This window comes from Sulfitobacter sp. W002 (assembly GCF_025142135.1).
GTDB classification, from domain to species: Bacteria; Pseudomonadota; Alphaproteobacteria; order Rhodobacterales; family Rhodobacteraceae; genus Sulfitobacter; species Sulfitobacter profundi.
In genome coordinates, this window is record NZ_CP081126.1 from 1193752 (window position 1) to 1217262 (window position 23511).

The window sequence follows — 23511 nt, forward strand, 5'->3', positions numbered from 1 at the left end:
CGGTCGCGTGGTGTGGGGCGGTCATTCTGGACCCTGACTGGTCCGTCTGCCCAAACGTTGCAAGATCGCCCTCCGGGGGGAGGGAGGGCGATGCCCGGTGTGCCACCGGGCGGGACAGTTTGAATAGAACGCGGCTCCAATCGGCGCCTTTAGAACCGGCGGCTCCCGCTCAAAACCACTGCCCCGGCTCCATCAGACCCAAATCCATCAACTGCCGGGAATGCCACTCGAACGGTTCGGAATTATGCCACTGGAATGTCGGGATATCATAACGGCTGCCGGGATTGCTTTTCAGTGCCTTGGCCGTGCGGAAAGAGCAGACCGCCGCGGTGACATTGTGGTGCCATTCGCAGGCGTAGGTATTGTATTCCTCGTCGTCGAACGTGTGATCGCCGCGCAGCAGCAGCCCCGGTTTGGCGCGAAACAGCGGGATGCGGTCGATCTTGCGGCTCTGCGGTGGCACATGTTCCTCAAACCGCCAACGCAGCCCGCCAAAGAAATCAAGCTGCCGTTCCTTGGGATGCCCCTGCCGCGATGGATCCTTGCGCGCCAGCGCGTAATAGCCCGAGCGGTCCAGATGCGCCTGATCGAGTGAGACGGCATCGGGATGCCTTTGGAGGTCCAGCGCATAGAGGTCGACCACATAGGCCAGCATGGCATCGCGCCGCTCTTTTCCGTGAAAGGCCAGCAATTCCTTGACGTTGCGCGTCTCGCTGAAGGGGTGGAATAGATATTCGGCGTTGTAGCAGTAATAAAGCCATTGCCCCGGCACCGCGGCGATCATGCGGTTCACGGCCCCTTCCAGCGCGGCTTCGGCGGTGGTGTCATAGTCCACCCGCAGCACGCTTTCCTGCAAGTCGCGGGGCAGGTCAAAAGCGGGGGGCATCAGCGCCACCACACTGTCAAAGCCCGCTTGCTGGTGGTGGCGCAGGGTGGTGTCGACCTCGACCTCATCCTCGACCAAGATCATGGCGATGGGGCCTGCCTCCAGCGCCGGGCGGGCCTCTTTGATAAGATGATCTAGATCGCGATACCGCATAGGCCCCCGCTGGTATTTCCGTGCCGCAAGGTCGGTCAATTCCGGGTCCATTGCAAGACGCGGCCACCGCTGTTAGACGACGCCATCTGCCCGAAATCCGTCAAAACCCTTGGATGCCCGCCATGACACAACCGAAAAAGCTGTTCATCAAGACCTATGGTTGCCAGATGAACGTCTATGACAGCGAACGCATGGCCGAGAGCCTTGGCGGTCAGGGCTATGTCACGACCGACCGGGCCGATGACGCGGATATGATCCTGCTCAACACCTGCCACATCCGCGAAAAGGCCGCAGAGAAGGTCTATTCCGAACTGGGCCGCCTGAAGCCGTTGAAAGACGCGCGCCCCGATCTGAAGATCGGCGTGGCGGGCTGCGTGGCCCAAGCCGAGGGCGAAGAGATCATGCGCCGCCAGCCGGCTGTCGATCTGGTGGTTGGCCCGCAAAGCTATCACCGTCTGCCAGAGATGGAGGCGAAGGTGCAGAGCGGGCAGAGCGCGCTCGACACCGATTTCCCGGCAGAAGACAAATTCGACCACCTCAAGGGCCGCCCTAAGATGAAACGCGCGCCCGCGGCCTTCCTCACCGTGCAAGAGGGCTGCGACAAGTTCTGCGCCTTCTGCGTGGTGCCCTATACGCGGGGGGCCGAAGTTTCTCGCCCCGCCGAGAAGGTGCTGGAAGAGGCCCGCGATCTGGTCGAACGCGGCGTGCGCGAAGTCACCCTGCTGGGCCAGAACGTCAATGCCTACCACGGCGGTATGACGCTGGCCGGTCTGATCCGCGCGCTGGCCAAGGTCGACGGGTTGGAGCGTATCCGCTACACCACCAGCCACCCCAACGACATGGGCGACGATCTGATTGCGGCCCATGGTGAGGTGCCCGAGCTGATGCCCTACCTGCACCTGCCGGTACAGTCGGGCAGCGATCACATTCTGAAACGGATGAACCGCAGCCACACCGCCGAAAGCTATCTGAAGCTGCTCGAACGCATCCGCGAGGCGCGGCCTGATATCGTGCTATCGGGCGATTTCATCGTCGGCTTCCCCGAGGAAAGCGATGCCGACTTTGAGGCGACGATGGAGCTCGTCCGGCAGGTGCGCTACGGCTATGCCTATTCGTTCAAATATTCCACCCGCCCCGGCACCCCGGCGGCCGAACGCCCGCTGGTCGATGCAGCCGTGGCCGACGATCGTTTGCAGCGCCTGCAAGGGTTAATCACCCAGCACCAACGAGAAATCCAGCAGTCAATGGTGGGGCGCGAGGTGTCGGTTCTGGTGGAGAAGAAGGGCCGTTTGCCCGGTCAGATGCTTGGCAAGTCAGAGTATCTGCACGCGGTTCATATCGAGAACTGCACGGCGCAGATAGGTGACATCCAGCACGTAAGGGTCACCGAAGCCAAGACGAACTCTTTGGCAGCTGTCTTGGTCTAACGGGCCGCCACTAGGGCCGTTGCGGGTGCGCGTCGCCGCGCACCCTTGGCTTGTCAGTAGTTGTGTTTGCGGTGCGATGCGGCATCCGCAAAGATCCGCTTCATCGTCGCTTTCAGCCCCTCAGGGTTGCCGACGAGTGTGTGATCCCGGCAGACCCGTTCGGCCACGGCATGGGCGGTGGCAAAGTCATAGCCGACGGCCACGAGGCTATCCACGAAGACCGAGTTTGGCCGGTCCCAGATCACATCATTCCACGGGCCGCGGTAGCAGCTGACGTGGATCACATTGCCCGTTGGATGCGCCTTGCCTTGGTTGTGGTAGGCGTATTTCACACCCCCGGCAAAAGTAGGCATGGCAAGCAGGCCGGTGACGGCGGTGGCGAGTAGCATTTTCATCATGAGTTGGTCCCCCAGTTATCATTGCAGCAATCAAGATCGGCAAAGCCGCGCGAAGTCCCACCCTCGCGATCCGATGGATAGAGGTTTAGGTCTAAAGGTGCGCGTTTCAAGAAGATTCGAAGGCACTGTCAGGGGGTTGAGAACAATCTCGAGGGCTTGCCGGGGATTGTCGCCAAGGCATAGGCAATAGGGTAATTTTGGCCTTTCCGGTGAACAGAAAACGGCCGCCGCAGTCATCGATTTCACCGTTATTGCGCGAAGGATTCGTTGTAATCGGTCAAGGCTCGGCCACAAAATGTTGATTTCACAGCTTCACAGCAGGGCAGTTTTTACCTAACCTAACCCTATACTAATAAGGCGCGGGTCCGGGGAGGGGTCGCATTTGCCAAAAATAAGAACCAATATTTAGAATAGGACAAAAGCTGTGGGACCCACTATTTCCAAAGCACTGCGCGCCATGGCCAGCCTGACGATGGCGGCGGCGCTGACTGTGGCCAGCACGTCGGCCGATGCGCAGACACCCTCGCAACAGGGCCGTGACAAGGGCGTCTACACGCCGACCATCTGGGTCGATCCCGATGGCTGTGAACATTGGGTCATGGATGACGGGGCCGAGGGGTATATGACCCCGCATACGACCCGTCAGGGTATCCCGGTATGCCGCCGTGGCGATGTCTGCGGTGTGATGGAGGCGGACCAGTTCTTTGCCACCGACAAATACAACATCTCCGCTCAGGGTCGCGCGCGTTTGGCGAATTTCTTCCAGTCGACCGGGGCGGTGTCTTACATCATCACCGGCCATACTGACAGCCGTGCCTCGGATGCCTATAACATGCGTCTGTCCTACAACCGCGCAAACTCGGTGGCGCGTGTCGCCAACCAAGTCGGGGCCAAGATCGCCGATGTGCGTGGCTACGGCGAACGGATGCCCGCCGTGCCGAACAATTCCGCTGCGAACATGGCCAAAAACCGCCGTGTCGAAATTATCTGCATTCGCTGAAGGGACCATAAAAGTGATTAAGACGAAACTTCTCATGGTCACCGCCTGTGCCGTCGGCCTGTCGGCCTGTACCGATTACGAAGGCAGTCTGGGCCGGGGGTATCCTTCGGACAAGACCGTTGACCGCGGCATCGACACAAAGCACCTCAGCACCCTTCAAGCGGGCATCTGGGTTGATCCAAACGGCTGCGACCACTGGATCATCGATGACGGGGTCGAGGGCTATCTCTCGGCGCGGCTTGATAAATTCGGCAAGCCGGTCTGCTCGGGCGTGGCGCCGCCGACACATACCGCGGGCCACTTCAAAGGTGGCTCCAAGATCAAAGACCCGAACTGACCTTGGCGGGCCATATCAAACACACCGGGCCGGAGCGCGTTGCGCTTCGGCCCTTTTTGTCGCTACGGGTTGGTAAATCCTGCCCGCCTGACTATCTCACCATTTAGTGCTTCACAAAGGATACGCGCATTGCCTTCAACTGATCTGATGACACCGGAAACCGCGGCCGAACGGGTGGTGGAATTTCCCGATAACCGCCTTTTGATCGACCTCTGCGGCGCCTATGACGCGCATCTGGCTGCCATCGAGAAATCGCTCGAGGTGCAGATCATCCGGCGCGGCAATCACCTGCAGATCTTGGGTGAGGGCGAGGCCGTCGAAAAAGCAGAAAGCCTGCTCAACGCGCTTTATGTGCGGCTGGAAAGCGGGCGCTCGGTTGAGCCTGCGGATGTGGACGGCATGTTGCGCATGGGCAATTCCAGCGCGGGCACTGGCGTGCGTCAGGGCGATCAGTTGGAAATGCCGATGGGCGACGCGATTGAGATCCAGACCCGTAAAAAGCGGGTCGAGCCGCGCACCGATGCGCAAAAAGCCTATGTGCAATCGCTGTTCGACAATGAACTGGCCTTTGGCATCGGTCCTGCGGGCACCGGCAAAACCTATCTGGCCGTGGCGGTGGGCGTGTCGATGTTCATCGGCGGCCATGTGGACCGGATTATTCTCAGCCGTCCTGCGGTCGAAGCGGGCGAAAAGCTGGGCTATCTGCCCGGTGACATGAAGGACAAGGTCGATCCCTATATGCAGCCGCTCTATGACGCGCTGAATGATTTCCTGCCGGGCAAACAATTGGCCAAGCTGCTGGAAGAAAAGCGCATCGAGATCGCGCCGCTGGCCTTTATGCGGGGGCGGACATTGTCGAATGCTTTTGTCGTGTTGGATGAGGCGCAGAACGCCACGTCGATGCAGATGAAGATGTTCCTGACACGTCTGGGGCAGAACTCCCGTATGGTGATCACCGGCGACCGCACCCAGATCGACTTGCCGCGTGGCGTGCAGTCTGGGCTTCAGGATGCCGAACGGCTGCTAAAAACGATCCCGAGTATCAGTTTTAATTACTTCACCTCCAAGGACGTTGTGCGCCACCCGCTGGTTGCGGCAATTATCGAGGCTTATGAGGCGGATAGCGGTGCCGCTTGACGTAATGCTTGAAGATTTCGATATCGTGATTGAGGACGACCGCTGGGAGGCGGTCGACCTTGAGCCGCTGGCGCATGCCGCAGCGCACGCCACGCTAGGGCACCTGGGGCTGGACGCGGAAACCGCTGAAATGACCCTGCTGGCCTGCGATGATGCGCGTATTGCTGTGCTGAACGAAGATTTTCGTGGCAAGGCGCGTGCCACAAATGTGCTCAGCTGGCCTGCGGAGGAACGCGGTGCCGCCGCGCCGGGCGGCGATCCGCTGCCCGTCGCCCCCGGCATTGACGGAATGCTTGAACTGGGCGACATCGCCATGGCTTATGAGACATGTGCTGCCGAAGCCAATGCGGCGGCCAAGCCTTTGAATGCGCATGTGACCCATCTCATCGTACATGGGCTGTTGCATCTTCTGGGCTATGACCACGAAAATGACCCCGACGCTATGTTGATGGAGGGGTTAGAGCGCGAAATACTTGGCAAAATGGGTTATGATGACCCATATAAGGAAAATGGCCCTTAGGGGGCTTGTAACACAGACGGGACCCAATGGGCGATACAGACGGATCATCTGAGGCGGCGCAGAGCGCGCTTGCGGATGAAGATAGACATGAGCTGCCGGACGAGAGCGCAATGCGCACCGGCAATTTCTTTTCTCGGGTGTTCGAGGCATTAAGCCCATCGGACAGCGAGGATGACACCCCCGAGGCATCGGCAGAGGCCGAGCGGCCCTCGGGCCACGGCATGATCAACCTGCGCCGGATGCGGGTTGATGATGTGGCGGTGCCCAAGGCGGATATCACCGCCGTGCCGGTCAGCGCCACGCTGGATGAGCTTGTGGCGGTGTTCAAGGAAAGCGGGATGACCCGCCTCCCGGTTTACGATGGCACGCTGGACACGCCCGTGGGCATGGTGCACCTTAAAGACCTTGCGCTAAACCACGGGTTTAATGGCAAAAACACCAAATTCGATCTGCGCGCCATGCTGCGCCCCTTGGTCTATGTGCCGCCGTCGATGACCATCGGGGTGCTGCTGACCAAGATGCAGGCGGAGCGGCGCCATATGGCCTTGGTGATTGATGAATATGGCGGCGTTGACGGCCTGGTCACCATCGAAGACCTGATCGAACAGGTCATAGGCGAAATCGAAGACGAACATGATGTCGACGAGGGCACCTATTGGACGGTCGAAAAACCCGGCACCTATCTGGCACTGGCCAAGACACCATTGGGCGATTTCGAGGCTGAGATCGGCCATTCCCTGACCGACCATGAGACCGTCGACGAAGAGGAGATCGACACCCTTGGCGGGTTGGTCTTCATGCTGTCCGGCCGGGTTCCGGCACGCGGCGAAGTGGTTTTGCACCCCGATGGCCCTGAGTTCGAAGTGATCGACGCCGATCCACGCCGCATCAAAAGGTTGCGGGTCCGCACCCAAGGGGCCGGGGGATGAGGCAGCGGCTGGCGATGCGGGGCCGGATGTTGCTGGCTCCGATCGCCGGCGCCATTGCCGCCTTCGGGCAAGCACCCTATGAACTGCCGCTTTTGCTTTTCGCCGGGCTGGTGGCGGCGTTTTGGCTGTACCGTGCGCAATCTGGCGGCCCGTTCCGCGCGGCGCTTTTGGGCTGGGGCTTTGGCTTTGGCTATTTCCTGCACGCGCTGCAATGGATCGTGTCGCCCTTCTTGGTCGATGTGGCCCGCCACGGCTGGATGGCGCCCTTTGCGCTGATCTTGCTGGCGGCAGGCATGGCGCTGTTCTGGGGGTTGGCCTTTGGTCTTGCCCGCTGGATTGCGCCACGGCGCGGGCTGGCCTTGGCGCTGGCGTGGGCGGCGGTGGAACTGCTGCGCGCCTATATTTTCACCGGTTTCCCATGGGCCATGCCCGCGCAGGCGCTGGTCGGCGTGATGGCCGGGCAGGGGTTGGCTTGGGTCGGCCCCTATGCGCTGAACCTCTGGCTTTTTGCCATTGCCACGACCTTGTTGCTGCGTGGCCCTTTGGCGCTGCGATTGGGGCAGGGGACGCTGGCGCTGTCGACCGTTCTGCTCTTGCTGCTGCCACCGCAAGCGCCGCCAGCGGTTCTGACTGATCATGTGGTGCGGTTGGTGCAGCCCAATGCGACCCAGCGAGAGAAGTGGAACGCCGACAAATTCGAATTCTTCTTCACACGGCAACTCGACTATACCGCCGCCGCGCCGCAAGACGGGGGCCAAGCGCCTGATCTGGTAATCTGGCCCGAAACCGCGATCCCATGGGCGCTGGATATGGCGGGCAGTGCGCTGGCCGAGATTGGAGCCGCCTCTGACGTGCCGGTGGTTCTGGGCGTGCAGCGCCGGTCGAACATGCGCTATTACAACTCGCTGGTGGTGCTGGATGCCGATGGAGCGGTCGGACAGGTCTATGACAAACACCATCTCGTGCCCTTTGGCGAATATATGCCGCTGGGCGATCTGATGGCGCGTTTCGGGATCCACGGGCTCGCGGCGCAGGAGGGCAACGGCTTTTCCAGCGGGCCGGGCGCGCAGCTTTTGGATATCGGACCGCTCGGCGCGGCATTGCCGCTGATCTGCTATGAGGCCGTCTTTGCCCATGACGTGAACGCCGCCCCGGCGCGGCCCGCGTTTCTGATGCAAGTCACCAACGATGCGTGGTTTGGCAAGGCCGCGGGTCCGCGCCAGCACCTTGCCCAAGCGCGGATGCGCGCGATTGAGCAGGGGCTGCCGATGGCCCGTGCGGCCAACACTGGCATCTCGGCGATGATCGACCCACAGGGGCGTGTGACCGCATCGCTGGCGCTGAACACCGAAGGGTTCATCGACGCGCCACTGCCCGCGCCCTTGCCGCCCACACTCTATAGCCGGAGCGGAGATTTGCCGCTTTCTGTGCTCTTGGCGCTGTGCCTTGCGGGGCTTGCCGTGGCCCGCCGCCGCAGCCCCGGGAATGCCGATTGACCATCCACTAGCGGTTGTCTAAGCCATTGGCAGAGCACCACAACGGCTTCCTGACGTGGTGCGTAATTTTTATTGGAGCACTACATGTCCCGTCAGAACTACACTTTCACTTCGGAATCCGTTTCCGAGGGGCACCCGGATAAGGTCTGCGACCGGATTTCCGATGCGATCCTCGACGCTTTCATCAGCGAGGAACCCGAAGCGCGGGTCGCCGCCGAAACCTTTGCCACCACCAACCGTGTTGTAATCGGGGGCGAGGTCGGTCTGGCCAACAAGGCCAAGCTTGACGAATATCTGGCCGGTGTCGAAGACATCGCCCGCGCCTGCATCAAAGACATCGGTTATGAGCAGGATGAGTTCCACCACGCGACATGTGAGATCACCAACCTGCTGCACCCCCAATCCGCCCACATCGCCCAAGGCGTTGATGCGTCGGGTGAAAAGGAAGAGGGCGCAGGCGATCAAGGCATCATGTTCGGTTTCGCCACCGACGAGACGCCCGAGCTGATGCCCGCTCCGATCCACTACGCTCATGCGGTGCTGCGGCGTCTGGCCGAAGTGCGCAAGGACGGCACCGAGCCAACCCTGCGGCCCGACGCCAAAAGCCAGCTTTCGGTGCGCTATGAAAACGGCAAGCCAGTGGGGGTCAGCTCCATCGTGCTCTCGACCCAGCATGAGAGCGAACGCCAGACCAGCGCCGATATCCGCGACATCGTAGAGCCTTACATCCGCGAAGTGCTGCCCGAGGGCTGGATCGACGATGACACCGTCTGGCACGTGAACCCCACGGGCGTCTTTGTCATCGGCGGGCCGGATGGCGACGCGGGCCTGACTGGGCGTAAGATCATTGTCGACACCTATGGCGGCGCGGCCCCGCACGGCGGCGGTGCGTTTTCGGGCAAAGACCCGACCAAGGTTGACCGCTCAGCCGCCTATGTGGCGCGCTATTTGGCCAAGAACGTTGTGGCAGCGGGGATGGCCAAGAAATGCACCATTCAGCTTAGCTATGCGATTGGCGTGAGCGAGCCGCTGTCGATCTATTGCGACACCCATGGCACCGGCGACGTGCATGATGCGGCGATTGAAAAGGCGATCCGCCAGATCATCGACCTGACCCCGCGCGGCATTCGCGAGCATCTGCAGTTGAACAAGCCGATCTACCAGCGCACGGCGGCCTATGGCCACTTTGGCCGCGCGCCTGATGCCGATGGCGGTTTCAGCTGGGAGCGCCGTGATCTGGTCGATCAGCTTAAGGCGGCAGTATAACGATATAGGGGTGGGCGGTCGCGCCCACCCTCTCGGCTTCGCGGCGTTTAGCCCCGCTCGGCCTGTTTGGCCTCAATGAGAGCGACCGCGGCGGCCACCGCATCTTCAATCGCCATCTCAGTCGTGTCGATCTGCTTGGCTTCGTCGGCCGGTTTCAGCGGCGCTTGGTCGCGGCTCATGTCGCGAAGGTCGCGCTGTTTGACGTCTTCCAACACGGTTTCATAGGTGATCTCAATCCCCTTGCCCGCAAGCTCTGCAAAGCGGCGCTGCGCGCGCACTTCGGGGCTGGCGGTGATAAAGAGTTTCACCGGCGCATCTGGGCAGATGACCGTGCCGATGTCGCGCCCGTCCAGTACGGCACCGCCCGCGCGGGTGGCAAAGCTGCGCTGGAACCGCACGAGGGCAGCCCGTACCGCGGGGATCACCGCCACTTTGCTGGCTTCCTGCGCGACATCCGGGTTGCGCAGGCTGGGGTCTTCGAGATCGACAGGGGCGAGGGTTTGCGCGGCCTCTTCGGCGTCCATCCCGGTAAGGGTTTTCGCGGCCACCGCGCGGTACAAAAGCCCGGTGTCGAGATGCGCAAAGCCGAAATGCGCCGCGACGGCCTTGGCGACCGTGCCTTTGCCCGCCGCTGCGGGGCCGTCGATGGCGACGGTCATGCCGCCGCTGGTGTTCTTCGTCATTGCAGGTTCCTTTCGTTGCGCGCCCGTAGGCCAAGCAGCAGGGCCGCTCCGAAACAGGCCGCCAGTATCATCCATTTCGCCTGCGTAAACAGGCTGGCGGTCGCGACCGCTTGTCCCGTCAGCCGTTCTGGCCCCAGTTCAATGAGCCGCCCGATCAGCATGTTCTCGGTGTAATCCGCCCCGAGGTAGAGCGCGACGGCCAGCGTCAGCGCCAGTCGAAGCCCGCCCGCCGACCAACGCCGAAACCACAGCAACAGCGCCAGCGCCAAAAGCGCAGGGAAGGCCGTGTCAGCCAGCCGGAACTGGCCGAGGTAGAGTGCGGTCTGCCTCGGGCTGAGGGCGGCGAAATAGGCGCGCGCCTCGGCCAGATCATAGCCCAAAAGCCGCCCGTCCAAGACCCCCATGCCCCCCGCGCGCAGGTAGGTTTCGGCAAAGCCCGCAAGGGCTGCAAAGGCCAGTGCGGCGCAGAGGCTGAGCCAGATGAGCCGGTCGCCTATCACGCAGGCAGCCGTTCGACCTGTGCCCCCAAGGACGCCATCAGCGGCTCGAAAATCGGGAAAGACGTGGCAATGGGGCCGCCGTCATCCACCTGCACCGGGTTTTGCGCGACCATGCCGAGGATCAGGAACGACATGGCGATGCGGTGGTCCAAATGGCTTTGGCAGGTCGCGCCCCCGGGGATATTGCCATGGCCCCGCCCTTTGACGATCCACCAATCCGGCCCGTCTTCGACTTCGATACCATTGGCGCGCAGCCCCGAGGCCATGGCCTCGATGCGGTCGCTTTCCTTGACGCGCAATTCCTTGACGCCGCGCATCACGGTGTCTCCCGTGGCACAGGCCGCCACGACCGAGAGCACGGGATATTCGTCGATCATGCTCGCCGCGCTTTCGGAGGGGACTTCGATGCCACGGAGGTTGGGGGAGAATTTCGCCCGCAGGTCGGCCACAGGCTCGCCGCCTTCGGTGCGCTCGTTTTCATAGGTCAGGTCCGCGCCCATCTCGCGCAGGGTGGTGAACAGCCCCGCGCGCGTGGGGTTCAGCCCGATGCCCGGCACCAGCACGTCAGAGCCCGGCACGATCAGCGCCGCGCAAACCGGAAAGGCAGCAGAGGAGGGGTCGCGCGGCACGTCGATATGTTGTGGTTTTAGCTCGGGCTGGCCGGTCAGGGTGATGACGCGGCCTTCCTCGGTCTCTTCGACCGTGATCTCGGCGCCGAAACCTGCCAGCATCCGCTCGGTATGGTCGCGCGTGGCTTCCGCCTCAATCACGACGGTTTTGCCGGGGGCATTCAACCCCGCCAGCAGCACGGCGGATTTGACCTGCGCCGAAGGGACCGGGACAGTATAGCGCACCGGCACAGGTTCAGCCGCGCCCACGAGGGTCATCGGCAGGCGGCCCCCGGCGCGGCCCACGGATTGCGTGCCGAATAGCGCCAGCGGGTCGGTCACCCGTGCCATGGGGCGGCTGTTGAGGCTGGCATCGCCGGTGAATGTCACGCTGATCGCAGATGTCGCCATCGCCCCCATCAAAAGCCGCACGCCGGTACCGGAGTTGCCGCAATCGATCACATTCTCAGGCTCGGCAAAGCCGCCAACGCCGACGCCATGCACGGAGTAAGAGCCGCCGCCGTGGTCGATCACCTCGGCCCCGAAAGCGCGCATGGCTTTGGCGGTGTCGAGCACGTCTTGCCCCTCCAAAAGCCCGGTGATCGTGGTCTCGCCCACGGCCATGGCACCAAGGATCAGGCTGCGGTGCGAGATCGACTTGTCGCCGGGCACCTCGGCGGTGCCGCTAAGCGGCCCGCAGGCGCGCGATGACATGGGAATGGGGCTGCCGTGACTGGACATGAGGTACCTCTAATCTGCTTGAGGCCCCTATTATCGCAGGCGGGCGGCAGCGTCCATCGCCGCGCGTGCAATGGATTGTAATCAGGGTGGTATCAGGCGCTCGGGCTCAGCGTTTGCGGAAGGTCAGGTAATGCGGGGTGCGCCCTTCGCGCAGCGCTTTTTGCTCGTAGCGAGTAGAAATCCAATCGTCCCAAGGCGCACGCCAATCGTCCGGCCCTTCGGCCAGCCAATCAAACCCGTGCTGCGGCACCTGTTCGAGGGTCTGGCGCACGTAGTCTTCGATATCCGTCGCCACGCGGAAAATCGCACCGGGTTTCAACACGCGGGCCAGAGGCTGCAGATGCTCGGGCGTGACAAAGCGGCGGCGGTGGTGGCGGGTTTTTGGCCAAGGGTCGGGATAGAGCAAAAACGCCCGGTCGATGGAGGCTTCGGGCAGCACATCGAACATATCGCGGACGTCACCGGGATGAATGGCGAGGTTATCGACGCCCGCCCGCCGGATTTTGCCCAGCAGCATCGCAACACCGTTGATGTAAGGCTCACAGCCGATGATGCCGACGTCCGGGTTTTGCCCCGCCTGATGCACCAGATGCTCACCACCGCCAAAGCCGATTTCCAGCCAGACCTTGCGCCCGTCAAAGAGCGTGTCGAGGTCCAGCGGTGTGCGGTCGGGATTGCTCTCCCAATCAACGGCCCCCGGCGACAATGCGTCGAGATCCTCGTCGATATAGGTCTTTTGCGACTTCTTCAGGGATTTGCCTTTGAGGCGGCCATAGAAGTTGCGGCGGGGGCGTTCTGTTTCACTCATGGCGGCTCATGTAGCCGCCCCGCCGCGCCACCGCAACATTCCTCTGCAGGGGCGGTGTCGAATAGGTGGGGGTTAATCATTTGTTAGGCTCCATGCGCATAGATGTCGGGGCAATGCAGGGAGACAGCTGATGAGCGTGGCAAGGCATGAGGCCGGCGCGGGCGATACGGCAGGCGGTACGACTACGCCGGGCACTGTGGCGCGCATCCTGATTGTGGATGATCAGCGGTTTGATCGCATGCGGATCAAACGGCTTTGCGGTGGGCTCGACTTTCCCATCCGAATGTCCGAGGCGGAGAGTATCGCCGCCCTTGCCCAGCAGTTGGATGAGGGGGAGTTTGACCTGATCCTGCTGGATTACAACCTGCCCGACGGGGACGGGTTGTGCGGGCTGCAGATGATCCGGGCACATCCGCAGAACGGTGCCGCGGCAACCGTGATGGTCACCGGGACGGATCAAACCGAGGTGGCGATCGAGGCGCTGCGCGGCGGGTGTAGCGATTACATCGCCAAGGATGAGCTTTCGCAAAGCACTTTGCGACGCTCGGCTTTCAACGCCCTGCAAAAGACAGCACTGCAACTGGGCATCACCACGCAGGAGCAGAAACGCTCTGAGGTTCAGAGTGTTCTGCGGCGCTTTGCCGGTGAATGTGCGCAGGAGATAAAGCCGATGGTCGGCGACGTGATGCGCGACCTGCGCGCGCTCGACCGGTCGAACCCGGCGCTGGTGGAGGAAGAGCTGGCAAAGGTCGATTATACTTTCCTACGCCTGTGGGAGTTTGTAGAGGATCTGGCCAGCTTTCAAGGCAGCGAGCTTGCTGAAGGCGATCTTGCCGATCCGCCAAAACCGACACCGGGTCTGGGTGCCGGATGGGGCGGGGCAGTCGGGTGACGGGGTTGCCTACGGTGAGGCTGTTCGCGCAGGCGTCGTAGGGCGCGCTTGGTGCGCGTCGGCGGGGCGGGCCCCGTCTGTCTTTTCCGCTCGCGTGGATCGTGCCGTGCATCCCTGATTTTTGCCACTCCTCGCAGCGCCACCACCCGGCAGACCTCCGCATATCACCGGCCAAACGCACGCATAGCCCTTGCAGGAGCGATAAAATTAGCCTATACGCGCCCTGTCTAAGGGGCGGTTACAGCTTCGGGCGCGATATAACGGGCAGGGTCGGTACCAACCGGCCCTCTTTTGTTTGCGTTCGGCTGCGGGTTTACCGCTGTGCCTTTGCTTCGGAGTTTCTCCGGCGTGATCTGCACGGTGCCACCACGACGACCAATTGCAACTCCAGACCGGCGGAGACAACCGCGCGGCCAGAAACATTTGATAAGGATACGAAAAGCTACATGACTAAAGCAATGGACGAATTCGAAGCGCTTCTGAACGAAAGCTTCGAAATGGACACGCCCCAAGAGGGCACAGTCGTCAAAGGCAAGGTGATCGCTGTCGAAGCGGGCCAAGCCATCATCGACGTCGGCTACAAAATGGAAGGCCGCGTTGAGCTTAAAGAATTTGCTGATCCCGGCGAATCCCCCAAAATCGAAGTTGGCGACGAAGTCGAAGTTTTCCTTCGCCAAGTCGAAAACGCGCGTGGCGAAGCTGTCATCAGCCGCGAAATGGCCCGCCGTGAGGAAGCCTGGGATCGTCTGGAAAAAGCCTATGCCGCAGAAGAGCGTGTCGAAGGCGCGATCTTTGGCCGTGTCAAAGGTGGCTTCACCGTCGACCTCGGCGGCGCAGTTGCGTTCCTGCCCGGTTCGCAGGTCGACGTCCGCCCCGTGCGCGACGCGGGCCCGCTCATGGGTCTCAAGCAGCCGTTCCAAATCCTCAAGATGGACCGCCGTCGTGGCAACATCGTTGTATCGCGCCGTGCGATCCTCGAAGAGTCCCGTGCCGAACAGCGTGCCGAAGTCATTGGCAACCTGACCGAAGGTCAGACCGTCGATGGTGTGGTCAAGAACATCACCGAATACGGTGCGTTTGTTGACCTTGGCGGCGTTGATGGCCTGCTGCACGTCACCGACATGGCATGGCGTCGCGTGAACCACCCCTCTGAGATCCTGTCGATCGGCGAGACCATCAAGGTCCAGGTCATCAAGATCAACAAAGAGACGCACCGCATCAGCCTCGGCATGAAGCAGCTGCAAGAAGATCCGTGGGATCTGGTTGGCGCGAAATACCCGCTTTCCTCCGTGCACAGCGGTCGTGTGACCAACATCACCGATTACGGCGCATTTGTTGAGCTGGAGCCGGGCGTTGAAGGTCTGGTTCACGTGTCCGAGATGTCTTGGACCAAGAAGAACGTGCACCCCGGCAAGATCGTGTCCACCAGCCAAGAAGTCGAAGTCATGGTTCTGGAAATCGACAGCGCCAAGCGTCGTGTTTCCCTTGGTCTCAAGCAGACCATGCGCAACCCATGGGAAGTGTTCGCTGAAACACACCCCGAGGGCACCGAGGTCGAAGGCGAAGTCAAGAACATCACCGAATTCGGTCTGTTCGTTGGCCTGCCCGGCGACATCGACGGCATGGTTCACCTCTCCGACCTCAGCTGGGACCAGCGCGGCGAAGAAGCGATCCAAGACTACCGTAAAGGTGACGTGGTTCAGGCCGTTGTCTCCGAAGTCGACGTTGAGAAAGAGCGCATCTCGCTCTCGATCAAGAACGTTGGCGGTGACAAGTTCGCCGAAGCCGTTGGCGGCGTGAAGCGCGGCTCGATCGTGACCGTGACCGTGACTTCCATCGAAGAAGGTGGCATCGAAGTCGAATACGAAGGCATGAAGAGCTTCATCCGTCGTTCCGACCTCAGCCGTGACCGTGCCGAACAGCGCCCTGAGCGTTTCTCGGTCGGTGACAAGGTTGACGTGCGCATCACCAACGTCGACGCGAAAGCACACCGTCTGGGCGTCTCCATCAAGGCACGCGAGATCGCAGAAGAGAAAGAGGCAGTACAGCAGTACGGTTCCTCCGACTCCGGCGCGAGCTTGGGCGATATCCTTGGTGCGGCGCTGAAAGGCGACGACGAGTAAGCACATTCCACGTTGAATGTGTGATCTTAACGAAGGCCCCGCATGGCAACATGCGGGGCCTTTTTGCCTTCGCCCCCCGCAGTCGAATCGCAAAGCGGGATTAGGGATGTGCGCCCAATCCCTGTGCATCAGGGCCTTCGCGGGCAGCAAGCGGCGGAAAAAAGCCGAAATAACAGGGGTTTCGCTGCGAAAAATCTATCGCAGCGCTGGTGGAACACCTTCCCGTGTGGGGCGTTATTTCCTATAGTCGGTTAAGACATCAATAAATTCTCGGGGGACGTGCCATGATCCGGTCGGAACTGATCCAGAAGATCGCTGACGACAATCCGCATCTTTATCAACGTGATGTTGAGCGGATCGTAAACACGGTCTTTGACGAGATCACGGGCGCCATGTCGCGTGGGGACCGGGTCGAACTGCGCGGCTTTGGCGCTTTTTCCGTCAAAAAACGAGATGCCCGCGTGGGGCGCAATCCGCGCACCGGTGAGACAGTGAATGTCGAAGAAAAGCACGTGCCTTTCTTTAAGACCGGCAAGTTGCTGCGTGACCGGCTGAACGGGAAAAGCTGATGCGTTACATTCGTTATGCCTGCATCGCGCTGTTCGCGGTGGCGCTGGTTTCCGTTGCCTTGGCGAACCGAAATATCGTGACACTTCAGGTACTTCCAGCCGAGATTTCAGGTTGGTTTGCGGTGAACCCATCCGTGGAACTGCCCCTGTTTATCGTGATCCTTGGCGGGATTATTGTGGGTCTCTTGGTCGGTTTTGTCTGGGAATGGATCCGAGAGCACGGCCACCGGGCAGAACTGGCGCGACAGGCCCGCGAGCGGCGTCGCCTAGAGCGCGAAGTGATCCGCCTTAAGGAAGAGAAGCATCAGGGCAAAGATGAGGTGCTGGCGTTGCTGGACGAAGCAGGCTAAACCCCTCCCATGCCCGAGAATGTTAACGTAAAAATTTGCGGTTTGACCGACCCCGCGGATGTGCCCGCCGCCCTTTTGGCGGGCGCACGGACGCTGGGCTTTGTCTTTTTCGAAAAATCCCCGCGCCATCTGTCGCTTGAGGCCGCAGCCCATATGACGGAAGCGGTGCCAGATGGCATTTGCAAAGTCGCGCTGACCGTCAACGCGGATGATGCAGCGCTTGATGCGCTGCTCGCGGCGGTGCCGTTTCTTGACATGCTGCAGCTTCACGGCAGCGAAAGCCCCGCGCGGGTGGCCGAGGTCAAGGCCCGCTATGGGCTGCCGGTGATGAAGGCCGTCGGCGTGGCGGATCGCGCTGATTTGGCGGTGCTGACCGACTATGTGACGGTCGCGGATCAGCTTTTGGTCGATGCCAAACCGCCGAAAGACGCGGTCCTGCCCGGTGGGAATGGTTTGGCCTTTGACTGGCGGCTGATCGCAGGGCGGCGCTGGCCGAAGCCTTGGATGCTCGCCGGTGGTTTGAATGCCGACAACGTCGGAGAGGCGATTGCCCTTACCGGGGCGCGGCAGGTCGACGTATCCTCTGGCGTTGAAACTGCGCCGGGGGTGAAGGATGCGGAGCGCATACGCGCCTTTTGCGAAGCGGCATTGAAGTAAGCCCTTTCAGATCAAAAGAAAAAAGGCCCGGTGGCAATGCCCCGGGCCTTTCCTATTCATGCCGTCGAAGGGCCGGATCAGATCGATTGATCGTAGTCGCCCACGCTCGGCTCAGTCCGGATTACTGCGTCGATATCGGCAAAGATGGCGCGCATTTCGGCTTCGGATTCGGGGCTTTCGCAAACCACGACGAGGTTCGGCGTGTTGGACGACGCCCGCACGAGGCCCCAGCCGCCGTTGTCGAGCATGACGCGCGCGCCGTTCACGGTGATCACCTCGGCAATCGCGCGCCCGCCGATCTTGTCTCCGGCCTCTGCTTTGGCGACCAGCTTTTCAACCAGACGGTCGAGGATGTCGTATTTCTCGGTATCCGCGGCGTAGGGCGACATGGTCGGCGTGGCCCAAGTCTGGGGCAGGGCGCGGCGTAGGTCGGACATGGACATGTCCGGGTTGCGGTCCATCAGCTTGCAGATTTCCACGGCCACGCGCATGCCGCAGTCATAGCCCCGGCCAATCGGCTCGGCCAAGAAATAGTGGCCGGATTTCTCAAAGCCCGCCAGCGCGCCAAGTTCTTTAACGCGGCGCTTCATGTGGCTGTGGCCGGTTTTCCAGTAGTCGGCCTTGGCCCCGTGTTTTTGCAACTCAGGGTCAGAGGCAAAGAGCCCGGTGGATTTCACATCCGCGACGAAGGTGCTGTTGGGGTAAAGTTTCACCAGATCGCGGGCCATAATAACGCCCATTTTGTCGGCGAAGATTTCTTCGCCCTCGTTGTCCACCACGCCGCAGCGGTCGCCGTCACCATCAAAACCAAGCGCCAGATCGGCGCCGGAGGCGCGCACGCTGTCGGCCATGTCATGCAGCATTTCCATGGCTTCGGGGTTCGGGTTGTAATGGGGGAAAGTGTAATCCAGCGTGTTGTGGCTATCGACAACCTCGACCCCCAGCCGGCGGAACAGCTCAGGCGCGAAGGCCGAGGCGGTGCCGTTGCCGGTGGCGCAGACGACCTTGAGCTTGCGGGTCATTTTGAAGTCCCCCACGAGGTCGTCGAGGTATGCTTCGCGCACACCGTCGACGAATTCATAGGCACCGCCCGGACGCCGCTCGCCCCGGCCATTCAGCACGATGTCGCGCAGCTCGCCCATCTCATCGGGGCCGTGGGTCAGGGGGCGTTGGAAGCCCATTTTAACGCCGGTCCAGCCGTTCGGGTTGTGGCTGGCGGTGACCATGGCGACCGCCGGAGCATCAAGGTAGAACTGTGCGAAATAGGCCATGGGGGAGAGGGCGGGGCCGATATCCTTGACCGTGATCCCGGCCTGCATCAGCCCCAGCATCAGCGCATTCTTGATCGACAGCGAATAGTCGCGATAGTCATTGCCCACGGCGATGACAGGCTCGATCCCGCGCGCGTGCATTTGCGTGCCAAGGCCAAGGCCAAGCGCGGTGATGCCGGGCAGGTTGATGTCGTCGGGATATTTCCAACGCGCGTCATATTCGCGAAAGCCTGTCGGGGTGATCATCGCATCGCGGAGAAATTCCCAAGTGTTCGGGGTCACGGTGGAGGCCGGTTTACTCACGTCAAATACTCGCTTTATAGAATAAATTTAGAAAGTCAGCGGATGGCTTTTTGCCAGCGCATCGAATTGCATCAACAGGTTGATCAGCCCCGGCATCTGGTCGAGGTAAATCATGTTTGGCCCATCGCTGGGGGCGCGATCGGGGTCTTCGTGCGTCTCCATAAAAATAGCGGCGACGCCAATGGACGCGGCGGCACGGGCCATGACGGGCGCAAACTCGCGCTGACCGCCCGAAGAGCCGCCCTTGCCACCCGGCTGCGCGACGGAATGTGTCGCGTCCATCACCACCGGATAGCCGGTTTGGGCCATCTGCGGCAGGCTGCGCATGTCGGCAACCAACGTGTTGTATCCAAAGGTCGTGCCGCGCTCGGTCAAGAGGATGTTTTTATTGCCGGTGCTTTCGATCTTGTCGACGATGTTCTGCATTTCCCAAGGGGCAAGGAACTGGCCCTTCTTGACGTTCACGGCCTTGCCCGTCTCGCCAGCGGCCAGCAGGATATCGGTCTGGCGGCAGAGAAACGCAGGGATCTGCAGCACGTCGACCACTTCGCCAGCCTGGGCGCATTGCGCTTCGTTATGCACATCCGTCAGCACAGGCACATCATTGGCGCGGGCCACGGATTGCAGTACCTGAAGACCCTTTTCGATGCCCAATCCGCGCTTGCCCGAGAGGGAAGTGCGGTTGGCCTTGTCATAGCTGGCCTTGAAGATGAACTGCGCGCCAGCCGCGTCGCAGGCTTCTTTCAGGATGCCTGCGATCATCTGCGCGTGGTCTTCGCTCTCTAACTGGCAGGGGCCAGCGATCACGGTGAGGGGACGGTCGTTGCCGACGGTCAGGTTGCCAATGCGCAGCTGGGTCATGAAGTTACCTGTTCTCTTAGAATGGACGCTGTCAGGGACAACATCAGGTAGATGCCTGCAAAGATAAGGAAAGCCAATATCGTGTTTTCGAACTTGCGGGGGTAGGTCGCCTCGTCCGGGGCCACGGGGTTTACGGCCACGGTAAGGTAGCGCACCTGCCGCCCGGCCTCGGTTCGGGCTTGCTCCATTGCGGTTTGCGCGCTTTGCAGCACCATGTCGGCGGCGGCCAGATCGGCCTGCGCAAGCTGCGCCGCGACCGCCTGTTGCGCCAGCGAGTTTTCGCCTTCGTTGGCGGCGGTCATGCGTTCGCGCAGTTTGGTCAGCTGTTCGCGAAGCCGCCGCACATCGCCGCGCGCGCCGTCGACCTTGGCTTGGTTCGGGCGCTGGTTGTCGAGCAGAGCGGCGAGTTCGAGTTCTTTCTCAATCAACAGGGTTTCGTAATTGGTGATCTGGGTCCGGATCGAGGCGATCATCGCTTCGGGATCGACGTTGTTGTCGACCTGCAATTTGATCAGCGCCTCCTGCGCCGCGCGGCGGTTTGTCTGCGCGGTCTCATAGCCTTCGAGCGCGTCACGCATGCCGTCTTCGCGCTTTTGCTTGCTCAGGTCGTTGACCCGCTCTTCGGCATAGGTGAGCAGACGTTTCGAGAACTCTTCCGACACCTCTGGATCGGCGGCGATGACCTCCATCCGGATCACGCCTTCGGTCGGGTCATAGCCGATTTTGACGTTCTTTTTGTAGGTCTTGTAGGATTCCTCATTTGTGGGGTTTTCCGAAAGTCGCTGGATCGCGTCGATCTGCGGGTCTGCGAAATGCATGCGAAAGCCTGCGTCTTCGTCAAGGCGCAGCATCGCGTCTTTCGATTGAAGATAGGCCTGCGTGGCGATGCTGTCTGCGCTATTGGCGAATTGCGTGGGCAGTAACCCGCCAAAGGGGCTGGTGCCGCCGCCGCCTTCGTTTTGGATGATCAGAAACTGGCTTTCAGTGGCATACATCGGCGTGGCGATTTTGTAGAAATAATAGCCGGCTGCAAAGGTCGGCAGCATGACAAAGAAGGCGAGCCGCACCATCAGCATGGCCGCTTTACGGCGACGGCGGCGGGTGATGTCGCGCTGAATATCCGAAATCTCGCGCTGGCGGCGCTCTGCGGGGCTCACATCGGTCGAGGGCAGGCCGCGGGGGCCGCGCGGGGTGGTCTGCGGCAGCTGCACCTTTGCGTCGCCGGGCTGCCCACGGGTGGCGGGCAGATCGCTGCCGCCCTGATCGCCCGATTGCGGCACCACAAGTTCCAGCATGTTGGACCGTTGAAACGGGTCGATCCCCTTGGCGCGCAAAAGGCGCACGGCGTCGAAATCCGAGGTCGGTGCCAGCCCGTGTTTCTGCGCCACGCGGCGCGCCATGCGCAATTGGCGGCCCGTCAACCCTTCGCGGCGGATCGCGTCGATATCCTGCTCGGCCGACACTTCCTTGGCCGAGGATACCTCTCCGCTGCGGGGGCTTTCAGGCTCAGAGGTTTTGCCGCTGCGCGCGGCATGTTCCAAGGCTTCCTTGCTGTACGATGGTTCTACCTGCGTTGCATCGGCCACGGCGCGCAGCTTGGCCGTTCGCTCGGCCTTTTCGGCATCGGTCTGCGGTGCCTGCGCTTTCGCGGCACTGCTCGGCGATGCGCCGGATGCCGCGGGCGGCGGTGCCTTGCGGATGCGGAATTTCCTAGCCTTGGGTTTCGTAGTCATAGAGCTGTTTCGCTTCTTCCAAGGTGTCGAACATATGTAATTTACCATCCAAAAGGACAGCGGCGGAGCGGGCGAACTTTTCAAGCGTATGGGCCTGATGCGAAACGATGATGATCGTCGTGGTTTGCAGCCGTTCTTTCAGAATGTCGCCCGCCTTGCGGTTGAACTCTACGTCTGTCGTGCCGGGCATGCCTTCGTCAATCAGATAGATATCAAAATCCAGCGCCAACATCAGCGCGAAAGAGAACCGCGCCCGCATCCCCGCGGAATAGGTGCCAAGCGGTTGGTCGAAATATTCGCCCAAGCCGCACAGCCAGCGGCAAAAACTTTCGACGTAATCCGGGTCGAGCCCATAGAGCCGCGCGATATAGCGGGCGTTTTCCATGGCTGAGACTTTGTTGACGACGCCGCCCATAAAACCCAATGGAAACGAGATGTTACAGCTACGCCTGATCTCACCGTCATCCGGTTTCTCAAGCCCGGCCATCATATTGATCAGGGTGGTTTTGCCGGTGCCGTTGGGGGCCAGAATGCCCAAGGACTTGCCAAGTTCCACGCGAAAAGACACCCGGTCAAGGATGACCTTGTGCTGCGATCCCGTCCAAAAGGACTTGGACACATTTTCAAATTCCAGCATTCCCTGCTCCGGTTGGTGCTGAGCGCGGCCTCTCGGCGCCTCTTGTATCAGAGGTACCTTAACCGTTTATTCGCCGAATTTGACCACAATATGTCGAAATGCAGGCGATGGCCGCCGCAAGTCGCCGTGCGGGCAGGGCGCGAGCAGGGCTGCGGAGGCTCAAACCGCCGCCTGTAGCGCGGTTGCTGGGCAAGCCGCCGGGGTGATGTCGGCTTGCCTATCTGCGCTGCGGTCGGTGCGGTGGTCAGTGCAGCGTGTGGGTGCTTTCGGTCGGGGTCATCTCGCCGATATAGCTGACGTTCATCAAGGCCGCCTGCGTGCGGTCGCCGTCGATGTTTTGCACAGGGCCCACGGGCACGGCGCTCATCAGGCCAAGCCGGGTCATCCACCGGCTAAAGGTGGCAGGCACAATGCCTAAAACGTGGCTTGCGCCCATGGCATAGGCGGCACCGGCCATCTGGTTCATGAGCATACGTTGCACGGCAATGCGGCGCTGTGCGGGGACCGCGCTGGTCAGGAAAAGGCGGGTGGCTTCCCAGATGTCATCGCGGACGGGCGCTTTGAAAAACAGCACGTCCTGCGGAATGTCCGGCAGCATCCCGAGCTGCGCATCGCGCAGCATGTAGCTGTACTGCGCGCAGGTCGAGGTGGTGGGCATCAGACGCACGCCGCCCATGACCTCTCCATACTCGTGCAGAACGATCCAGCGCGCACGGGGCGTGTCGTATTGGTCAAACTCCATTCCATCAACCTGAGGGAGATCCCATTGCTTGTCATCGATAAAGATTCGGCGTCGGGCCCGGAGGAAATTGACGAATAATTCACCGTGCTGATGCATGTTCAAAAACGACAAAGTTGTGGCACGCATGTATGGATTGGCCCGGGCGAGGGCCTCTGGGCTGTAGGGATCAGGTTCAGCCGCTTTGGGGCCAAGGAGTTTACGGGGAAAACGATTATTTTTAATTTCCAACGCTTTAGCGTCTTGTGGCGTCAGTTCGGGAAGAACATCCTGCCAAGATTTCCCACTGAAGCTCCGTCCTTGCAGACTCATGTTTGACCTCGAAAATTCGCTGTAAAAATAACTCTTATCAAGAGGCTAACCTCTAGTTGCATGAAATGGCCATACTTATGTCCCATTTCCGGGTGTAGAATGGGGGATGATCGCGTCTAACATGTGCGACGATGCCGAAATGCAACATGTTAAGGGCGTTTGTCGGCAGAATGCT

24 protein-coding genes and 1 riboswitch are annotated in these 23511 nt (G+C 61.1%); of the genes, 13 read left to right on the plus strand and 11 right to left on the minus strand.

Translation table 11 applies throughout. From position 1 onward, the window contains the following. Positions 1-169 precede the first annotated feature (169 nt). Entirely contained in the window at positions 170-1039 is an 870-nt protein-coding gene (locus K3758_RS05900) for a hypothetical protein (protein WP_259948621.1), read from the minus strand. 122 nt (positions 1040-1161) lie between these two features. On the opposite strand from K3758_RS05900, the gene miaB reads away from it, so the two are divergent. After that, the gene (gene miaB, locus K3758_RS05905; RefSeq protein ID WP_259948623.1) at positions 1162-2466 is read left to right on the plus strand and encodes a tRNA (N6-isopentenyl adenosine(37)-C2)-methylthiotransferase MiaB; all 1305 of its coding nucleotides are present in this window, start codon (positions 1162-1164) and stop codon (positions 2464-2466) included. A gap of 53 nt (positions 2467-2519) precedes the next feature. On the opposite strand, the gene K3758_RS05910 is transcribed toward miaB, so the two are convergent. Then, positions 2520-2864, minus strand: a complete 345-nt coding sequence (locus K3758_RS05910) for a hypothetical protein (RefSeq protein WP_259948626.1) — start codon at positions 2862-2864, stop codon at positions 2520-2522. Between the two features lie 457 nt (positions 2865-3321). On the opposite strand from K3758_RS05910, the gene K3758_RS05915 reads away from it, so the two are divergent. From K3758_RS05915 to metK, 7 genes are all read left to right on the plus strand, one after another. Next, on the plus strand, positions 3322-3864 hold the full coding sequence (locus K3758_RS05915) for an OmpA family protein (protein WP_386283763.1): 543 nt from the start codon (positions 3322-3324) through the stop codon (positions 3862-3864). A gap of 34 nt (positions 3865-3898) precedes the next feature. Further along, entirely contained in the window at positions 3899-4201 is a 303-nt protein-coding gene (locus K3758_RS05920; protein ID WP_409202625.1) for a hypothetical protein, read from the plus strand. Positions 4202-4348: 147 nt separating this feature from the next. Beyond that, positions 4349-5338: a PhoH family protein gene (locus tag K3758_RS05925; RefSeq protein ID WP_067627305.1), complete on the plus strand. Its 990-nt coding sequence runs from the start codon at positions 4349-4351 to the stop codon at positions 5336-5338. Then, the gene (ybeY, locus tag K3758_RS05930) at positions 5313-5858 is read left to right on the plus strand and encodes an rRNA maturation RNase YbeY (protein ID WP_259948636.1); all 546 of its coding nucleotides are present in this window, start codon (positions 5313-5315) and stop codon (positions 5856-5858) included. Before K3758_RS05925 ends, ybeY begins: the two co-directional genes overlap by 26 nt. 26 nt (positions 5859-5884) lie before the next feature. Continuing rightward, the gene (locus tag K3758_RS05935; RefSeq protein ID WP_259948638.1) at positions 5885-6787 is read left to right on the plus strand and encodes a hemolysin family protein; all 903 of its coding nucleotides are present in this window, start codon (positions 5885-5887) and stop codon (positions 6785-6787) included. Beyond that, on the plus strand, positions 6784-8283 hold the full coding sequence (gene lnt, locus K3758_RS05940) for an apolipoprotein N-acyltransferase (RefSeq protein ID WP_259948640.1): 1500 nt from the start codon (positions 6784-6786) through the stop codon (positions 8281-8283). Before K3758_RS05935 ends, lnt begins: the two co-directional genes overlap by 4 nt. Before the next feature lie 31 nt (positions 8284-8314). Further along, positions 8315-8363: riboswitch (SAM-SAH riboswitch) on the plus strand. A 4-nt stretch (positions 8364-8367) separates the two neighbouring features. Further along, positions 8368-9549, plus strand: a complete 1182-nt coding sequence (metK, locus tag K3758_RS05945; protein WP_067627299.1) for a methionine adenosyltransferase — start codon at positions 8368-8370, stop codon at positions 9547-9549. A gap of 47 nt (positions 9550-9596) precedes the next feature. Here metK and K3758_RS05950 read toward each other — a convergent pair whose 3' ends face one another. The 4 genes from K3758_RS05950 to trmB all read right to left on the minus strand — a co-directional run bounded on the left by K3758_RS05950 (position 9597) and on the right by trmB (position 12889). After that, positions 9597-10232, minus strand: coding sequence for a d(CMP) kinase (locus K3758_RS05950; RefSeq protein WP_259948642.1), 636 nt, complete (start codon positions 10230-10232; stop codon positions 9597-9599). Beyond that, on the minus strand, positions 10229-10732 hold the full coding sequence (locus K3758_RS05955) for a hypothetical protein (protein WP_259948645.1): 504 nt from the start codon (positions 10730-10732) through the stop codon (positions 10229-10231). The genes K3758_RS05950 and K3758_RS05955 overlap by 4 nt, the downstream gene beginning before the upstream one ends. Beyond that, positions 10729-12081 carry a 3-phosphoshikimate 1-carboxyvinyltransferase gene (aroA, locus tag K3758_RS05960; protein WP_259948648.1) on the minus strand — a complete coding sequence of 451 codons (1353 nt, stop codon included), beginning with the start codon at positions 12079-12081 and terminating at the stop codon, positions 10729-10731. The genes K3758_RS05955 and aroA overlap by 4 nt, the downstream gene beginning before the upstream one ends. 106 nt (positions 12082-12187) lie before the next feature. Further along, positions 12188-12889, minus strand: coding sequence for a tRNA (guanosine(46)-N7)-methyltransferase TrmB (gene trmB, locus K3758_RS05965; RefSeq protein WP_259948650.1), 702 nt, complete (start codon positions 12887-12889; stop codon positions 12188-12190). A gap of 130 nt (positions 12890-13019) precedes the next feature. On the opposite strand from trmB, the gene K3758_RS05970 reads away from it, so the two are divergent. The 5 genes from K3758_RS05970 to K3758_RS05990 all read left to right on the plus strand — a co-directional run bounded on the left by K3758_RS05970 (position 13020) and on the right by K3758_RS05990 (position 17480). Next, positions 13020-13781, plus strand: coding sequence for a response regulator (locus K3758_RS05970; protein ID WP_259948652.1), 762 nt, complete (start codon positions 13020-13022; stop codon positions 13779-13781). 101 nt (positions 13782-13882) lie between these two features. After that, the gene (gene rpsA, locus K3758_RS05975) at positions 13883-15904 is read left to right on the plus strand and encodes a 30S ribosomal protein S1 (protein ID WP_259948653.1); all 2022 of its coding nucleotides are present in this window, start codon (positions 13883-13885) and stop codon (positions 15902-15904) included. A 284-nt stretch (positions 15905-16188) separates the two neighbouring features. Continuing rightward, positions 16189-16473: an integration host factor subunit beta gene (ihfB, locus tag K3758_RS05980; protein WP_067626061.1), complete on the plus strand. Its 285-nt coding sequence runs from the start codon at positions 16189-16191 to the stop codon at positions 16471-16473. Continuing rightward, positions 16473-16823 carry a lipopolysaccharide assembly protein LapA domain-containing protein gene (locus K3758_RS05985; RefSeq protein ID WP_259948657.1) on the plus strand — a complete coding sequence of 117 codons (351 nt, stop codon included), beginning with the start codon at positions 16473-16475 and terminating at the stop codon, positions 16821-16823. The genes ihfB and K3758_RS05985 overlap by 1 nt, the downstream gene beginning before the upstream one ends. Before the next feature lie 9 nt (positions 16824-16832). Further along, positions 16833-17480 carry a phosphoribosylanthranilate isomerase gene (locus K3758_RS05990; protein ID WP_259948659.1) on the plus strand — a complete coding sequence of 216 codons (648 nt, stop codon included), beginning with the start codon at positions 16833-16835 and terminating at the stop codon, positions 17478-17480. 77 nt (positions 17481-17557) lie between these two features. Here the strand turns inward: K3758_RS05990 and K3758_RS05995 are convergent, their stop codons facing one another. The 5 genes from K3758_RS05995 to K3758_RS06015 all read right to left on the minus strand — a co-directional run bounded on the left by K3758_RS05995 (position 17558) and on the right by K3758_RS06015 (position 23153). Next, on the minus strand, positions 17558-19054 hold the full coding sequence (locus K3758_RS05995; protein ID WP_259948663.1) for a phosphomannomutase/phosphoglucomutase: 1497 nt from the start codon (positions 19052-19054) through the stop codon (positions 17558-17560). A gap of 27 nt (positions 19055-19081) precedes the next feature. After that, complete coding sequence (gene kdsA, locus K3758_RS06000; protein WP_067942157.1) at positions 19082-19915, minus strand: 3-deoxy-8-phosphooctulonate synthase; 834 nt, start codon at positions 19913-19915, stop codon at positions 19082-19084. Next, positions 19912-21648: a capsule biosynthesis protein gene (locus tag K3758_RS06005; RefSeq protein ID WP_259948664.1), complete on the minus strand. Its 1737-nt coding sequence runs from the start codon at positions 21646-21648 to the stop codon at positions 19912-19914. The genes kdsA and K3758_RS06005 overlap by 4 nt, the downstream gene beginning before the upstream one ends. After that, entirely contained in the window at positions 21626-22285 is a 660-nt protein-coding gene (locus K3758_RS06010; RefSeq protein ID WP_067628983.1) for an ABC transporter ATP-binding protein, read from the minus strand. Before K3758_RS06010 ends, K3758_RS06005 begins: the two co-directional genes overlap by 23 nt. 244 nt (positions 22286-22529) lie before the next feature. Then, entirely contained in the window at positions 22530-23153 is a 624-nt protein-coding gene (locus K3758_RS06015; protein ID WP_240791634.1) for an acyl-homoserine-lactone synthase, read from the minus strand. Positions 23154-23511: the final 358 nt, after the last annotated feature.

Coding starts and splice junctions, on each gene's coding strand:
- K3758_RS05900 (WP_259948621.1), bottom strand. CDS start 1,039: ATGCGGTATCGCGATCTAGATCATCTTATCAAAGAGGCCCGCCCGGCG.
- miaB (WP_259948623.1), top strand. CDS start 1,162: ATGACACAACCGAAAAAGCTGTTCATCAAGACCTATGGTTGCCAGATG.
- K3758_RS05910 (WP_259948626.1), bottom strand. CDS start 2,864: ATGATGAAAATGCTACTCGCCACCGCCGTCACCGGCCTGCTTGCCATG.
- K3758_RS05915 (WP_386283763.1), top strand. CDS start 3,322: ATGGCCAGCCTGACGATGGCGGCGGCGCTGACTGTGGCCAGCACGTCG.
- K3758_RS05920 (WP_409202625.1), top strand. CDS start 3,899: ATGGTCACCGCCTGTGCCGTCGGCCTGTCGGCCTGTACCGATTACGAA.
- K3758_RS05925 (WP_067627305.1), top strand. CDS start 4,349: ATGACACCGGAAACCGCGGCCGAACGGGTGGTGGAATTTCCCGATAAC.
- ybeY (WP_259948636.1), top strand. CDS start 5,313: ATGAGGCGGATAGCGGTGCCGCTTGACGTAATGCTTGAAGATTTCGAT.
- K3758_RS05935 (WP_259948638.1), top strand. CDS start 5,885: ATGGGCGATACAGACGGATCATCTGAGGCGGCGCAGAGCGCGCTTGCG.
- lnt (WP_259948640.1), top strand. CDS start 6,784: ATGAGGCAGCGGCTGGCGATGCGGGGCCGGATGTTGCTGGCTCCGATC.
- metK (WP_067627299.1), top strand. CDS start 8,368: ATGTCCCGTCAGAACTACACTTTCACTTCGGAATCCGTTTCCGAGGGG.
- K3758_RS05950 (WP_259948642.1), bottom strand. CDS start 10,232: ATGACGAAGAACACCAGCGGCGGCATGACCGTCGCCATCGACGGCCCC.
- aroA (WP_259948648.1), bottom strand. CDS start 12,081: ATGTCCAGTCACGGCAGCCCCATTCCCATGTCATCGCGCGCCTGCGGG.
- trmB (WP_259948650.1), bottom strand. CDS start 12,889: ATGAGTGAAACAGAACGCCCCCGCCGCAACTTCTATGGCCGCCTCAAA.
- K3758_RS05970 (WP_259948652.1), top strand. CDS start 13,020: ATGAGCGTGGCAAGGCATGAGGCCGGCGCGGGCGATACGGCAGGCGGT.
- ihfB (WP_067626061.1), top strand. CDS start 16,189: ATGATCCGGTCGGAACTGATCCAGAAGATCGCTGACGACAATCCGCAT.
- K3758_RS05985 (WP_259948657.1), top strand. CDS start 16,473: ATGCGTTACATTCGTTATGCCTGCATCGCGCTGTTCGCGGTGGCGCTG.
- K3758_RS05990 (WP_259948659.1), top strand. CDS start 16,833: ATGCCCGAGAATGTTAACGTAAAAATTTGCGGTTTGACCGACCCCGCG.
- kdsA (WP_067942157.1), bottom strand. CDS start 19,915: ATGACCCAGCTGCGCATTGGCAACCTGACCGTCGGCAACGACCGTCCC.
- K3758_RS06005 (WP_259948664.1), bottom strand. CDS start 21,648: ATGACTACGAAACCCAAGGCTAGGAAATTCCGCATCCGCAAGGCACCG.
- K3758_RS06010 (WP_067628983.1), bottom strand. CDS start 22,285: ATGCTGGAATTTGAAAATGTGTCCAAGTCCTTTTGGACGGGATCGCAG.
- K3758_RS06015 (WP_240791634.1), bottom strand. CDS start 23,153: ATGCGTGCCACAACTTTGTCGTTTTTGAACATGCATCAGCACGGTGAA.